Below are 13,169 nucleotides of genomic sequence, written 5' to 3'. Positions count from 1 at the left end.
GCAATCCAGGTAGACTATCGCCACTTTTCCGCGCCTGCTCTGCAGGCGTTTTGTTCCAGGGTTGTGGAATTACACTGCAATGAACCTATTAAAATCGCTGGCGGCCGTCAGCTCGATGACGATGTTTTCCCGCGTACTGGGATTTGCGCGCGACGCGATTGTGGCGCGCGTTTTTGGCGCGGGCATGGCGACGGATGCTTTTTTTGTCGCCTTCAAGCTGCCGAACCTGCTGCGCCGTATTTTTGCCGAAGGCGCCTTTTCGCAGGCGTTTGTACCGATCCTTGCTGAATATAAAAGCAAGCAGGGCGATGACGCCACCCGTGTATTTATTTCCTACGTCTCCGGTCTGCTGACGCTGGCGCTGGCGGTCGTTACCGTGCTCGGCATGATCGCCGCGCCATGGGTGATAACCATTACGGCGCCGGGGTTTGCCGATACCGCCGATAAGTTCGCCCTGACGTCGCAGCTGCTGCGCATTACGTTTCCGTATATCCTGCTGATCTCCCTGGCCTCTCTGGTGGGGGCCATTCTCAATACCTGGAACCGCTTTTCGGTACCGGCATTTGCGCCGACGTTTCTGAACATCAGCATGATAGGGTTTGCGCTGTTCGCCGCGCCCTATTTTCATCCGCCGGTGCTGGCGCTGGCCTGGGCGGTGACCGTCGGCGGTGTGCTGCAGTTCCTCTACCAGCTGCCGCACCTGAAAAAAATCGGCATGCTGGTTTTACCGCGCGTGAACTTCAAAGATGCGGGCTCGATGCGGGTGGTCAAGCAGATGGGGCCAGCCATCCTTGGCGTCTCCGTCAGTCAGATTTCCCTGATCATTAACACTATCTTTGCCTCGTTTCTGGTCTCTGGTTCGGTGTCGTGGATGTATTACGCTGACCGCCTGATGGAGTTTCCGTCCGGCGTGCTGGGCGTAGCGCTCGGGACGATTCTGCTGCCGTCGCTCTCGAAGAGTTTTGCCAGCGGTAACCACGACGAATACTCCCGGCTAATGGACTGGGGTCTGCGCCTGTGCTTCCTGCTGGCGCTGCCGAGCGCGGTGGCGATCGGCATTCTGGCGAAACCGCTGACCGTTGCGCTGTTCCAGTACGGCAAATTTACCGCGTTTGATGCGGCGATGACCCAGCGCGCGCTGGTGGCCTATTCCGTCGGGCTGATGGGGCTTATCGTCGTCAAAGTGCTGGCGCCGGGCTTTTACTCCCGCCAGGACATTAAAACGCCGGTGAAAATCGCCATCGTCACGCTGATCATGACCCAGCTGATGAACCTGGCGTTTATCGGCCCGCTGAAGCATGCTGGTTTGTCGCTGTCTATCGGTCTTGCGGCCTGCCTCAACGCCAGCCTGCTTTACTGGCAGCTGCGCAAGAAGGACATCTTTACGCCGCAGCCGGGCTGGAGAACCTTCCTGATACGCCTGATTGTCGCCGTTCTGGTGATGTCCGCGGCGCTGCTGGGGATGATGCACATCATGCCGGAGTGGTCGCACGGCACCATGCCGTATCGCATTATGCGCCTGATGGCGGTGGTGGTAGTGGGGATTGTCGCGTATTTTGCGACACTGCTGGCGCTGGGCTTTAAGGTTAAGGAGTTTGCGCGGCGTACCGCGTGATGGGAGCTGTGGGGTGGGGGCGGTAAACGCCCCGCCTGACCGTTATACGGAAAACTTTTTCCCGCCGCGCGCGGCGCTGGACGTCTGACCGTTGCTGCCGTACAGCCCCGGTTCCTGATGCGGTTTAAGCACGTCCAGCACCTGCTGGTTACGCGCAATTTGGCCTTCCAGCAGCCAGCCGTTGTGCTTATTCAGATCGCGCAGATGCTGCGTTTTTTCCGTAATATTTTGCCAGCGTTCGCTGACGTCGTCATTGGCGCAGCGCTGCGCTTCTTGCTCAATACGGCGCTGTTTTTCAAGATAATCCAGTGTCGCCAGCAACGAGCTTTTTTCTTCAGTAATACGCTGCAGCGCGCTTCCGTTCACGCTGCCTGCGGAAAGCTGGTGTTGCTCGGCATCCATCACCTCTTTCAGCGAGTTGAGGATGACTGTCATTTGATCAAGTATTTCTGACAGACGACTCATTTCTGTTATTTACTCTGCAAATAGCTCTGTGTTTCCGCAATCAGCGCGTCGGCGATTTTACCGGTATCCATCTTCAGCTCACCGTTGCGAATGGCCGTTTTGAGCGCTTCTACGCGGTCTACATTGATGTCGCTGGTGCGCGGCTGCATCAGCGCTGACTGCGCTTCGCTCAGCGTAACGCTGGTGCTTTTTGCAGATGCGGATTTATCCAGACGCGCTTTCTGGGCCTGCGCTTCGTTAGGTTCGCGCGGTTGAACGGCGTTCACGGGCTTCAGGGGCGATGTACGATCAATGCTCATTATCCAGTCCTCATCGAGGTTTCATGGCGTTGCTGCCAGCCATCATCATATGTTGATTATTTATCGGCAGGCGCCGCAGATTCTTTAAAAAGATTATAGGTTAATCAGAATATTCCCATCAGCATTGACCATTCCGCTCACAATCTGGCCTGACGGCATGCGCACGCGGGCGTTTTGCGCCACGGCGGCATTGTTCAGCGCCTGGCCCTGGCTGTTCACGCTAAAGCCATCGCCGCTGGCAATCACCTGCACCCGCTGACCGGCTTTAACACGCCATGACTGACGCAGCATCGACAGCTGTACGGGCTGACCTGGCGCCAGATCGCGCAGGCTGACGGCGCCCTGGGCCTGGGCCGGATCGAGCATCGTTTTTGGCGGCAGCTGGTCTAAACGTCCGCGTTTTAAGGTTACGCTTTCGGCCTGCAGCGTCGCGCCGCGGGCGATGGCCTGGGCTGCGACAACGTAGTCCCCGGTGGCTTCAACCACCACCTGAAGATAGCGTTTGTCCGTACCGCACTGGGCCAGCACATTGACGTTTCCCCATAAACGACCAAAACCCGCCACGCTCAGGGCCGGCTGTTCGCACTGGGGCCACAGGTTTTCCGCGGTGCGGATTTTAACCACCACGTCATTGCTAAACCCGTTCAGCCGCTGGCTGAAAAGGTCGGTCAGCTGTTGGCCTAAATCCTGCGCCATCACCGCAGGGCTTGAGAGCAGGAACAGTGCCGCAAGAGCGTGTTTGAGGTGTCGCATTGCCAGCTCCGGTTTGTCAGGAATAGCCGAATTTTACCCTCACGCGCGGGACATCAACGCAATAAATAGCGACGCATTTTGTGTTTATTCCGGCGATGGCGCGCGCGTAATGCGAATTAAGCTGTCGGCTGACACTTTGCCAATCGCGGAGGAGACATGCTCGATAAACTCGACGCCGCACTGCGTTTTCAACAGGAAGCGTTGAACCTGCGCGCCCAGCGTCAGGAAATTCTGGCCGCTAACATCGCGAACTCGGATACCCCAGGGTATCAGGCGCGCGATATCGATTTTGCCAGTGAACTGAAAAAAGTCATGGACCGCGGGCGTGCGGAAACCAGCGGCGTTTCCCTGGCGCTCACGTCAGAACGCCACATCCCGGCCCAGACGATGTCCGCCCCTTCCGTTGACCTGATGTACCGCGTTCCTGACCAGCCTTCGATGGATGGCAACACCGTCGATATGGACCGGGAACGTACTCAGTTTGCGGATAACAGCCTCCAGTACCAGACCGGGCTAACGGTTCTGGGGGGACAAATTAAGGGCATGATGAGTGTCCTGCAACAAGGGAACTAATAAATGGCTTTGCTGAGCATTTTTGATGTTGCCGGGTCGGCGCTGACCGCACAGTCCAAGCGACTGAACGTGGCGGCCAGTAACCTTGCAAACGCCGATAGCGTCACGGGTCCTGACGGACAGCCATACCGTGCCAAACAGGTGGTGTTTCAGGTGGACGCGCCGATCGGCGCCGCCACCGGCGGCGTAAAAGTGGCCAATGTGGTGGAAAGCCAGGCGCCGGACAAGCTGGTCTTTCAGCCTGGCAACCCGCTGGCGGACGCCAAAGGGTATGTACGGATGCCTAACGTTGATGTGGTGGGTGAAATGGTTAACACCATGTCCGCTTCCCGCAGCTATCAGGCGAACGTTGAGGTTCTCAACACCGTCAAGAGCATGATGCTCAAAACGCTGACGCTCGGTCAGTAACGGAGGAAGCGATGTCTATAGCCGTTAATGTAAACGATCCGACAAATACCGGCGTCCAGAGCACCAGTAGTAGCACCTCGCTAACCGGCAGCAGCGCAGCCGACCTGCAAAGCAGCTTTCTGACGCTGCTGGTGGCGCAGCTGAAAAACCAGGACCCGACCAACCCGATGCAGAACAACGAACTGACCTCGCAGCTTGCGCAGATCAGCACCGTTAGCGGCATCGAAAAACTCAACACTACGCTGGGCTCCATCTCTGGACAGATCGATAACGGCCAGTCGCTGCAGGCGACGGCGCTGATTGGTCATGGTGTCATGATTCCGGGCACCACCGTGCTGGCGGGGAAAAATACCGATGGTCAGGGCAGTACGACGCCGTTTGGCGTGGAGCTGCAGCAGGCGGCGGATAAAGCGACGGCCACGATAACCGACAGCAGCGGCAAGGTCGTGCGCACGCTGGATCTGGGCAACCTGAGCGCGGGCGTCCACACCTTCACCTGGGACGGCACGCTGACCGATGGCACCGTGGCGCCGGACGGCGCTTATAACGTTTCGATTGCCGCCAGCAACGGGACGACGCAGCTGGTCGCACAGCCGCTGAAGTTTGCGCTGGTACAGGGCGTGACCAAAGGCAGCAACGGCAATCTGCTGGATCTCGGCGCCTACGGAACCACTACGCTCGACGAAGTTCGTCAGATTATTTAAGCCTTTAACCTTAGCAGGAGTTAAGACATGGCGTTTTCTCAAGCGGTCAGCGGCCTGAATGCTGCGGCCACCAACCTCGATGTGATTGGCAACAACATTGCCAACTCCGCGACCTACGGCTTTAAATCAGGCACTGCGTCCTTTGCCGATATGTTTGCCGGTTCCAAAGTGGGTCTTGGCGTTAAAGTGGCGGGGATCACCCAGGACTTCACCGACGGTACCACTACCAACACCGGCCGCGCGCTGGACGTGGCGATCAGCCAGAACGGCTTCTTCCGCCTGGTGGACAGCAATGGGTCGGTGTATTACAGCCGCAACGGTCAGTTCAAACTGGATGAAAACCGTAACCTGGTGAACATGCAGGGCCTGCAGCTGACCGGCTATCCGGCGACCGGTACGCCGCCGACCATTCAGCAGGGGGCAAACCCGGTTGCGCTGAACGTGCCCAACACCCTGATGGCGGCGAAAACCACCACCACCGCGGCAATGCAGATCAACCTCAACTCAACGGATAAAACGCCGACCGTAACGCCGTTTGATGCGACCAAAGCCGACAGTTACAACAAAAAAGGCAGCGTGACGGTCTATGACAGCCAGGGTAACGCCCATGACATGAACGTCTACTTCGTGAAGAGCGCGGACAATACCTGGGATGTGTATACCCAGGACAGCAGCACCAACGCCGTTTCGCCAACCACGCCGTCCACGACGCTGACGTTCGATACCAACGGCAACCTGCTGTCTGGCGGTACGGTGAATATCACTACCGGTACGGTGAACGGCGCTACGCCGGCGACCTTTGCCCTGAGCTTTGCCAACTCGATGCAGCAAAACACCGGATCGAACAATATCGTGGCGACCAACCAGAACGGCTATAAGCCGGGCGACCTGGTGAGCTATCAGATTAACGACGACGGCACCGTAGTCGGTAACTACTCCAACGAACAGACCCAGGTGCTGGGGCAGATAGTGCTGGCGAACTTCGCCAACAACGAAGGCCTGCAGTCTGAAGGCGACAACGTCTGGTCGGCGACCAAATCCTCCGGCGTGGCGCTGCTGGGTACCGCAGGTACCGGCAACTTCGGCAAGCTGACCAACGGCGCACTGGAAGCCTCGAACGTCGATCTGAGTAAAGAACTGGTGAACATGATCGTCGCCCAGCGTAACTATCAGTCTAACGCCCAGACCATCAAAACCCAGGATCAGATCCTCAACACGCTGGTTAACCTGCGCTAATCGCCTGACGGGACGGATTAATGGATCACGCAATATATACCGCGATGGGCGGGGCCAGCCAGACGCTGGATATGCAGGCGGTAACCGCCAGCAACCTCGCCAACACCTCAACGCCGGGCTTTCGCGCGCAGCTTACCGCGCTGCGCGCCGTGCCGGTGGTGGGGCAATCCGTACCGACGCGCACGTTGGTTGCGGGCTCAACGCCGGGCGCCGATATGACGCCCGGACAGCTGGATTACACCGCCCGCCCGCTGGACGTGGCGTTACAGCAGGATGGCTGGCTGGCGGTGCAAACGGCCGATGGTTCTGAAGGCTACACCCGTAACGGCAACATTCAGGTGACGCCAACCGGGCAGCTGACGATTCAGGGCAATCCGGTGATTGGCGAAGCGGGTCCGATTGCGGTACCGGAAGGATCGGAGGTCACTATCGCCTCCGACGGTACGGTTTCGGCGCTCAACCCCGGCGACCCGGCCAATACGATTGCGCCGGTCGGCCGCCTGAAAATGGTGAAAGCGACGAATACCGAAGTGGCGCGCGGCGATGACGGTATGTTTCGTCTGACCGCTGCCGCCCAGGCGACCCGCGGCCCGGTGCTGCAGGCCGACCAAAGCGTTCGCCTACAGTCGGGCGTGCTGGAAGGCAGTAACGTCAAGGCCGTCGCCGCCATGGCGGACATGATATCCAGCGCCCGCCGTTTCGAAATGCAGATGAAGGTTATCAGCAGCGTCGATACGAACGAGCAAAAAGCTAACCAGTTGCTGTCTATGAGCTAATAACGGGAAAACTATGATCAGTTCATTATGGATCGCCAAAACCGGTCTGGACGCGCAGCAAACCAATATGGACGTTATCGCCAACAACCTGGCGAACGTCAGTACTAACGGTTTTAAGCGCCAGAGAGCGGTATTTGAAGACCTGCTGTATCAGACCGTGCGTCAGCCTGGCGCGCAGTCCTCTGAGCAGACGACGCTACCGTCCGGTCTGCAAATCGGTACCGGCGTGCGTCCGGTGGCCACCGAGCGTCTGCACTCCCAGGGCAACCTGTCGCAGACCAACAACAGTAAAGATGTCGCCATCAAGGGGCAGGGCTTCTTCCAGATCCTGCTGCCGGACGGCACCTCAGCGTATACCCGCGACGGTTCCTTCCAGGTGGACCAGAACGGCCAGCTGGTGACAGCGGGGGGCTATCAGGTACAGCCGGCGATCACTATCCCGGCAAATACCCTGAGCATCACCATCGGTCGCGACGGCGTGGTCAGCGTGACCCAGCAGGGGCAAACCAACCCGGTACAGGTCGGACAGTTAAACCTGACCACCTTCATGAACGATGCCGGTCTGGAAAGCATTGGCGAGAACCTCTACACCGAAACTCAGGCCTCCGGCGCGCCGAACGACACCACGCCGGGTCTGAACGGCGCCGGGCTGCTCTACCAGGGCTACGTTGAGACCTCCAACGTTAACGTTGCTGAGGAGCTGGTCAACATGATCCAGGTGCAGCGTGCGTATGAAATCAACAGTAAGGCGGTCACCACGACTGACCAGATGCTGCAAAAACTGACGCAGCTGTAACGGGTTCGTCAGGCCTTATGGCGTAACCGGTGCAGGAGAGCCTGCACCGGCTCTTTGATTCAGAAGATGAAAGCAATGCAAAAATCCGCAGCGTTTCGATATCCGTTTATTGTCGCACTGGCGTTAACTCAGGCCGGGTGCGCCTGGATTCCCTCTAAGCCGCTGGTGGAAGGGGCGACAACCGCTCAGCCCATTCCCGGCCCGATGCCGACGGCCAACGGCTCCATTTACCAGACCGCCCAGCCTATCAACTACGGCTACCAGCCGCTGTTTGAAGACCGGCGTCCACGCAATATCGGCGATACGCTGACCATTGTACTGCAGGAAAACGTCAGCGCGTCCAAGAGCTCGTCGGCGAATGCCAGCCGCGATGGCAAAACGAATTTTGGCTTCAGCACCGTGCCGCGCTATCTCGAAGGCCTGTTTGGCAATGCGCGCGCCGATGTGGACGCCTCTGGCGGCAACACCTTTAACGGTAAAGGCGGCGCCAATGCCAGCAACACCTTCAGCGGTACGCTGACGGTCACCGTCGATCAGGTGCTGGTGAACGGCAACCTGCACGTTGTCGGTGAAAAACAGATAGCGATAAACCAGGGAACGGAATTTATCCGTTTCTCTGGCGTTGTTAACCCCCGCACCATCAGCGGCAGCAATACCGTACCGTCGACGCAGGTGGCTGACGCCCGTATCGAGTACGTGGGTAACGGCTACATTAACGAAGCGCAAAATATGGGTTGGTTGCAGCGTTTCTTCCTTAACTTATCGCCAATGTAACGAGGTGAGATATGTTTAAAACCCTGGTTGGCATTGCTCTGGTTCTGGTTGCGGGTTTCGCCCAGGCGGAGCGTATTCGCGACCTCACCACTGTGCAGGGCGTGCGGGAAAACTCGCTGATTGGCTATGGTCTGGTCGTAGGTCTGGATGGTACCGGTGACCAGACCACCCAGACGCCATTTACGACGCAGAGTTTAAACAACATGCTGTCGCAGCTGGGGATCACGGTCCCCGCGGGCACCAACATGCAGCTGAAAAACGTGGCGGCGGTGATGGTTACGGCGCAGCTGCCAGCGTTTGGGCGCCAGGGGCAGGCCATTGACGTGGTGGTCTCCTCGATGGGTAACGCCAAAAGCCTGCGCGGCGGTACGCTGCTGATGACCCCGCTGAAAGGGGTGGACAGCCAGGTCTATGCGCTGGCGCAAGGCAACATTTTAGTCGGCGGTGCCGGGGCGGCCGCAGGCGGCAGCAGCGTGCAGGTGAACCAGCTTAACGGCGGGCGTATCACCAATGGCGCCACTATCGAGCGTGAGCTGCCGAGCCAGTTTGGCGCGGCAAACACCATCAATTTGCAGCTTAATGACGATGACTTCGGCATGGCGCAGCAGATTGCCGACACCATCAACCGCCGCAGCAGCTATGGTAACGCGACCGCGCTGGACGCCCGCACCGTGCAGATCCGCACGCCGTCAGGCAACAGCGGGCAGGTGCGTCTGCTGGCCGATATCCAGAACCTGGAAGTGAACGTCACGCCGCAGGATGCGAAGGTAATTATCAACTCGCGTACCGGTTCGGTGGTGATGAACCGCGAGGTTACGCTGGACAGCTGCGCCGTGGCGCAGGGCAACCTGTCGGTGACGGTGAACCGCCAGGCGCAGGTCAGCCAGCCGAATACTCCGTTCGCGGGCGGCTCAACGGTGGTGACGCCGCAAACGCAGATCGACCTGCGTCAGAGCGGGGGATCTTTGCAGAGTATTCGCTCCAGCGCCAACCTGAACAACGTGGTGCGGGCGCTCAATACGCTGGGCGCTACGCCGATGGATCTGATGTCGATTCTGCAGTCCATGCAGAGCGCGGGATGCCTGCGCGCCAAACTGGAAATCATCTAAATGCTGGGTGATAGCAAGCTGCTGAGCAGCGCGGCCTGGGATGCCCAGTCGCTTAACGAACTGAAGATGAAAGCGGGGCAAGATCCGCAGGCCAATATCCGGCCTGTGGCTCGCCAGGTCGAGGGCATGTTTGTACAGATGATGCTCAAAAGCATGCGTGACGCGCTGCCGAAGGACGGCGCGTTCAGCAGCGACCAGACGCGCCTGTTCACCAGTATGTACGATCAGCAGATTGCTCAGCAGATGACGGCAGGCAAAGGGCTTGGCCTCGCGGACATGATGGTAAAACAGATGGCGGCAGCGCAAGGGCAGCCATCTGAACAAGCCGGCCAGGTACCGCTGAAGTTCGACCTGGAAACCGTCACCAGCTATCAGAACGCCGCGCTGACCCAAATGATTCGCAAGGCGATGCCGAAAGCGCCAGCGGCATCCGATGCGGATGTCTCTGGCGACAGCAAAGACTTCCTGGCGCAGCTGTCGCTGCCTGCAAAGCTCGCCAGCGAACAAAGCGGTATTCCCCATCACCTGATTCTGGCCCAGGCGGCGCTGGAGTCCGGGTGGGGGCAACGACAAATTCGCCGGGAAAACGGCGAGCCGAGCTTTAACCTGTTCGGCGTTAAGGCCTCTGCGGACTGGAAAGGTAAGGTGGCGGAAATCACCACCACCGAATACGAAAACGGCGAAGCGAAGAAGGTGAAGGCCCGCTTCCGCGTCTATAGCTCATACCTCGAAGCGTTGTCCGACTATGTCGGCCTGCTAACCCGCAACCCGCGCTATGCGGCGGTTACCGCGGCGGCGACGGCGGAGCAGGGCGCACAGGCGTTGCAAAACGCCGGCTACGCGACCGACCCGAACTATGCCCGCAAGCTTACCAGCATGATTCAGCAGCTGAAATCCATGGGGGAAAAGGTAAGCAAGACCTACAGCAACGATCTTGAAAATCTGTTCTGACAGGTCTCAAGTTTACCCGGCCGTGACCGATAACTGATTGCAGGACCCACGTCTCGAAGAATAAAGGAACATCCATGTCCAGTTTGATCAATAGCGCAATGAGCGGGTTAGGCGCAGCGCAGGCGGCGCTGAATACCGTGAGTAACAACATTGCCAGTTATAACGTCAGCGGCTATACCCGTCAGACGACGGTGCTCGCCCAATCAAACAGCACGCTGGGCCCGGGCGGCTGGGTTGGCAACGGCGTTACCGTTACCGGCGTTCAGCGCGAATACAACGCGTTTATCACCAACCAGCTGCGCGCGGCGCAAAACCAGAGCAGCGGGTTGACGACGCGCTACCAGCAGATGTCCAAGATTGATGATGTGCTGTCTGATACAACCAACTCGCTGTCGGCGACGTTACAGGATTTTTTCAGCAGCCTGCAGACCCTGGTCAGCAACGCCGAAGACCCGGCGGCGCGCCAGTCGGTACTCGGCAAGGCGGATGGCCTTGTTAACCAGTTTAAGGTGACCGATCAGTACCTGCGCGATCAGGACAAGCAGGTGAATAGCGCGGTGGCGTCGAGCGTTGATCAGATCAACAACTATGCGAAGCAGATTGCGAGCCTTAACGATAAGATTTCAAAATTAACCGGTGTAGGCGCAGGCGCCTCGCCGAATGACCTGCTGGATCAGCGCGACCAGCTGGTGAGCCAGCTTAACCAGATCGTCGGCGTCGAGGTCAACGTTCAGGACGGCGGCACCTACAACATCACCATGGCTAATGGCTACTCGCTGGTGCAGGGGAGTACGGCGCACCAGCTTGCGGCGGTACCGAGCAGCGCGGACCCTTCCCGTACCACCGTGGCCTACGTTGATAACGTGGCTGGCAATGTCGAGATCCCGGAAAAGCTGCTGACTACAGGTTCGCTTGGCGGCCTGCTGACGTTTCGCTCGCAGGATTTGGACCAGACGCGCAATAGCCTGAACCAGATGGCGCTGGCGTTTGCCGACGCTTTTAACCAGCAGCACGCGAAAGGCGTGGATGCCAACGGCGATCCGGGCAGCAAATTCTTCGATATTGGTAGCCCGTCGGTATTAAAAAATACCAAAAATACCGGGACAGCTAACCTTGGGGCCACCGTTACGGATAGCTCCAAAGTCCAGGCGACTGACTACAACGTGAGCTGGGATGGCAGCAACTGGCAGGTAACGCGTCTGGCGGACAATACGAAAGTGACGCCGACCGTAGAGGCTGACGGCAGTCTGAGTTTTGACGGCTTAAACGTCAGCGTCTCCGGTACTGCGAATAAGAATGACAGCTTCACGGTGAAACCGGTCGCGAATACGATAGTCAATATGGATGTCGCCATTACTGACGAAACGCAGATAGCGATGGGAATCAATGATGGTAAAAGCGGTGAAAGCGATAACCGTAACGGCCAGGCGCTGCTCGATCTGCAAAACAGCAAGCTGGTGGGTGGAAATAAAACGGTCAACGATGCCTACGCGTCGCTGGTGAGCGATGTCGGTAATAAAACCTCAACCCTGAAGGTCAGCAGTACGACGCAGGGGAACGTGGTGACGCAGCTTACCAAGCAGCAGCAGTCTATCTCCGGCGTCAACCTTGACGAAGAGTACGGCAACCTGCAGCTGTTTCAGCAATATTACCTGGCAAACGCCCAGGTTTTACAAACGGCCAGCACGCTCTTTGATGCTCTGCTGAATATTCGCTAAGGAGATCTGAACGATGCGTGTTAGCACATTGATGATGTATCAGCAGAACATGAATGGGATCACTAACTCCCAGTCTACGTGGCTGCAGTACGGTGAGCAGATGTCTACGGGCAAACGCGTGAACCGCCCGTCCGACGACCCGATTGCCGCCTCCCAGGCGGTGGTACTGTCGCAGGCGCAGGCGCAAAACGCGCAGTTTGCTTCTGCCCGTAGTTTTGCCACCCAGCGAGTCTCCCAGGAGGAGAATGTGCTGACGCAGGTGACTACGGCCATTCAGTCAGCACAGGAGAAAATCGTTTATGCGGGCGACGGCACCCTGAGCGATGATGACCGAGCCTCTCTGGCGACGGATTTACAAGGTATCCGCGATCAGCTGCTGAACCTGGCAAATAGCCAGGACGGTAACGGCCGCTATATGTTTGCCGGTTATAAAACGGATAGCGCGCCGTTTGATGCCAATGGGAACTACACTGGCGGCACGACCAACGTTGAGCAGCAGGTAGACAGCTCCCGCACGATGGTTATCGGTCACACCGGTGATAAAATCTTTGATGCCATTACCAGTAATGCCGTTAAGGAGCCGGACGGCTCGGCGTCGGAAACTAACGTTTTCTCGATGCTGGATAGCGCCATTGCGGCGCTGAAGACACCGGTAGCGAATGATGATACCGCAAAGGCGGCGGCTGCAGCCGCAATTGATAAAACGAACCGCGGTCTGCGTAACTCGCTGAACAACGTGCTCTCCGTGCGTGCGGAAGTGGGTACGCAGCTGAATGAGCTGGATAAGCTGGATGCGCTTGGTGACGATCGCAAGCTTAGCCAGACGCAGCAGATGAGCGATCTCGTTGATGTAGACTGGAACGCGACTATCTCTAACTACACGATGCAGCAGGCAGCGCTGCAGGCGTCTTATAAGACATTCAGCGATATGCAAGGAATGTCGTTGTTCCAGTTGAATAAATAAGAAAGTCCCTTTTCAGAACGCATCATGA

The 13,169-nt window shown here is 58.0% G+C and carries 15 protein-coding genes; 12 read left to right on the top strand and 3 right to left on the bottom strand.

Annotation, left to right across the window (positions count from 1 at the left end):
* Positions 1-79 precede the first annotated feature (79 nt).
* On the top strand, positions 80-1,615 hold the full coding sequence (murJ, locus tag ENTCL_RS13535) for a murein biosynthesis integral membrane protein MurJ (protein WP_013366704.1): 1,536 nt from the start codon (positions 80-82) through the stop codon (positions 1,613-1,615).
* Positions 1,616-1,657: 42 nt separating this feature from the next.
* Here the strand turns inward: murJ and flgN are convergent, their stop codons facing one another.
* The 3 genes from flgN to flgA form a co-directional block, all read right to left on the bottom strand.
* On the bottom strand, positions 1,658-2,080 hold the full coding sequence (gene flgN / locus ENTCL_RS13530) for a flagella biosynthesis chaperone FlgN (RefSeq protein ID WP_013366703.1): 423 nt from the start codon (positions 2,078-2,080) through the stop codon (positions 1,658-1,660).
* Between the two features lie 5 nt (positions 2,081-2,085).
* The gene (gene flgM, locus ENTCL_RS13525; protein ID WP_013366702.1) at positions 2,086-2,379 is read right to left on the bottom strand and encodes a flagellar biosynthesis anti-sigma factor FlgM; all 294 of its coding nucleotides are present in this window, start codon (positions 2,377-2,379) and stop codon (positions 2,086-2,088) included.
* A 93-nt stretch (positions 2,380-2,472) separates the two neighbouring features.
* Positions 2,473-3,132, bottom strand: a complete 660-nt coding sequence (flgA, locus tag ENTCL_RS13520) for a flagellar basal body P-ring formation chaperone FlgA (protein ID WP_013366701.1) — start codon at positions 3,130-3,132, stop codon at positions 2,473-2,475.
* A 156-nt stretch (positions 3,133-3,288) separates the two neighbouring features.
* On the opposite strand from flgA, the gene flgB reads away from it, so the two are divergent.
* The 11 genes from flgB to flgL all read left to right on the top strand — a co-directional run bounded on the left by flgB (position 3,289) and on the right by flgL (position 13,141).
* Positions 3,289-3,705 carry a flagellar basal body rod protein FlgB gene (gene flgB, locus ENTCL_RS13515; protein ID WP_013366700.1) on the top strand — a complete coding sequence of 139 codons (417 nt, stop codon included), beginning with the start codon at positions 3,289-3,291 and terminating at the stop codon, positions 3,703-3,705.
* Positions 3,706-3,708: 3 nt separating this feature from the next.
* Positions 3,709-4,113 (top strand): flagellar basal body rod protein FlgC, encoded by a 405-nt coding sequence (flgC, locus tag ENTCL_RS13510; RefSeq protein ID WP_013366699.1) that lies wholly within the window; start codon positions 3,709-3,711, stop codon positions 4,111-4,113.
* Between the two features lie 11 nt (positions 4,114-4,124).
* Positions 4,125-4,817: a flagellar hook assembly protein FlgD gene (flgD, locus tag ENTCL_RS13505; protein ID WP_013366698.1), complete on the top strand. Its 693-nt coding sequence runs from the start codon at positions 4,125-4,127 to the stop codon at positions 4,815-4,817.
* A 27-nt stretch (positions 4,818-4,844) separates the two neighbouring features.
* A complete protein-coding gene (flgE, locus tag ENTCL_RS13500; RefSeq protein WP_013366697.1) occupies positions 4,845-6,053 on the top strand; it encodes a flagellar hook protein FlgE in 1,209 nt (402 codons plus the stop codon).
* A gap of 20 nt (positions 6,054-6,073) precedes the next feature.
* Positions 6,074-6,829 (top strand): flagellar basal body rod protein FlgF, encoded by a 756-nt coding sequence (locus ENTCL_RS13495; protein WP_013366696.1) that lies wholly within the window; start codon positions 6,074-6,076, stop codon positions 6,827-6,829.
* A gap of 13 nt (positions 6,830-6,842) precedes the next feature.
* Positions 6,843-7,625, top strand: coding sequence for a flagellar basal-body rod protein FlgG (gene flgG / locus ENTCL_RS13490; protein WP_013366695.1), 783 nt, complete (start codon positions 6,843-6,845; stop codon positions 7,623-7,625).
* 75 nt (positions 7,626-7,700) lie between these two features.
* The gene (gene flgH / locus ENTCL_RS13485; protein WP_013366694.1) at positions 7,701-8,399 is read left to right on the top strand and encodes a flagellar basal body L-ring protein FlgH; all 699 of its coding nucleotides are present in this window, start codon (positions 7,701-7,703) and stop codon (positions 8,397-8,399) included.
* A gap of 11 nt (positions 8,400-8,410) precedes the next feature.
* Positions 8,411-9,508 carry a flagellar basal body P-ring protein FlgI gene (locus ENTCL_RS13480; protein ID WP_013366693.1) on the top strand — a complete coding sequence of 366 codons (1,098 nt, stop codon included), beginning with the start codon at positions 8,411-8,413 and terminating at the stop codon, positions 9,506-9,508.
* On the top strand, positions 9,509-10,459 hold the full coding sequence (gene flgJ, locus ENTCL_RS13475; RefSeq protein ID WP_013366692.1) for a flagellar assembly peptidoglycan hydrolase FlgJ: 951 nt from the start codon (positions 9,509-9,511) through the stop codon (positions 10,457-10,459).
* Positions 10,460-10,533: 74 nt separating this feature from the next.
* Positions 10,534-12,177: a flagellar hook-associated protein FlgK gene (gene flgK, locus ENTCL_RS13470; protein ID WP_013366691.1), complete on the top strand. Its 1,644-nt coding sequence runs from the start codon at positions 10,534-10,536 to the stop codon at positions 12,175-12,177.
* Between the two features lie 13 nt (positions 12,178-12,190).
* Complete coding sequence (gene flgL, locus ENTCL_RS13465; protein WP_013366690.1) at positions 12,191-13,141, top strand: flagellar hook-associated protein FlgL; 951 nt, start codon at positions 12,191-12,193, stop codon at positions 13,139-13,141.
* Positions 13,142-13,169: the final 28 nt, after the last annotated feature.

This window comes from [Enterobacter] lignolyticus SCF1, from assembly GCF_000164865.1.
Classification (GTDB): Bacteria; Pseudomonadota; Gammaproteobacteria; order Enterobacterales; family Enterobacteriaceae; genus Enterobacter_B; species Enterobacter_B lignolyticus.
The sequence above is the reverse complement of the archived record's forward strand: the minus strand, read 5'-3'. Positions and strand labels throughout refer to the sequence as shown.

Bases quoted from the DNA above. Each gene is read 5' to 3' on its own strand.
- ENTCL_RS13495 (WP_013366696.1), top strand. From the start codon at position 6,074: ATGGATCACGCAATATATACCGCGATGGGCGGGGCCAGCCAGACGCTG.
- flgA (WP_013366701.1), bottom strand. From the start codon at position 3,132: ATGCGACACCTCAAACACGCTCTTGCGGCACTGTTCCTGCTCTCAAGC.
- flgG (WP_013366695.1), top strand. From the start codon at position 6,843: ATGATCAGTTCATTATGGATCGCCAAAACCGGTCTGGACGCGCAGCAA.
- flgK (WP_013366691.1), top strand. From the start codon at position 10,534: ATGTCCAGTTTGATCAATAGCGCAATGAGCGGGTTAGGCGCAGCGCAG.
- murJ (WP_013366704.1), top strand. From the start codon at position 80: ATGAACCTATTAAAATCGCTGGCGGCCGTCAGCTCGATGACGATGTTT.
- flgE (WP_013366697.1), top strand. From the start codon at position 4,845: ATGGCGTTTTCTCAAGCGGTCAGCGGCCTGAATGCTGCGGCCACCAAC.
- flgH (WP_013366694.1), top strand. From the start codon at position 7,701: ATGCAAAAATCCGCAGCGTTTCGATATCCGTTTATTGTCGCACTGGCG.
- flgM (WP_013366702.1), bottom strand. From the start codon at position 2,379: ATGAGCATTGATCGTACATCGCCCCTGAAGCCCGTGAACGCCGTTCAA.
- flgJ (WP_013366692.1), top strand. From the start codon at position 9,509: ATGCTGGGTGATAGCAAGCTGCTGAGCAGCGCGGCCTGGGATGCCCAG.
- ENTCL_RS13480 (WP_013366693.1), top strand. From the start codon at position 8,411: ATGTTTAAAACCCTGGTTGGCATTGCTCTGGTTCTGGTTGCGGGTTTC.
- flgC (WP_013366699.1), top strand. From the start codon at position 3,709: ATGGCTTTGCTGAGCATTTTTGATGTTGCCGGGTCGGCGCTGACCGCA.
- flgN (WP_013366703.1), bottom strand. From the start codon at position 2,080: ATGAGTCGTCTGTCAGAAATACTTGATCAAATGACAGTCATCCTCAAC.
- flgL (WP_013366690.1), top strand. From the start codon at position 12,191: ATGCGTGTTAGCACATTGATGATGTATCAGCAGAACATGAATGGGATC.
- flgD (WP_013366698.1), top strand. From the start codon at position 4,125: ATGTCTATAGCCGTTAATGTAAACGATCCGACAAATACCGGCGTCCAG.
- flgB (WP_013366700.1), top strand. From the start codon at position 3,289: ATGCTCGATAAACTCGACGCCGCACTGCGTTTTCAACAGGAAGCGTTG.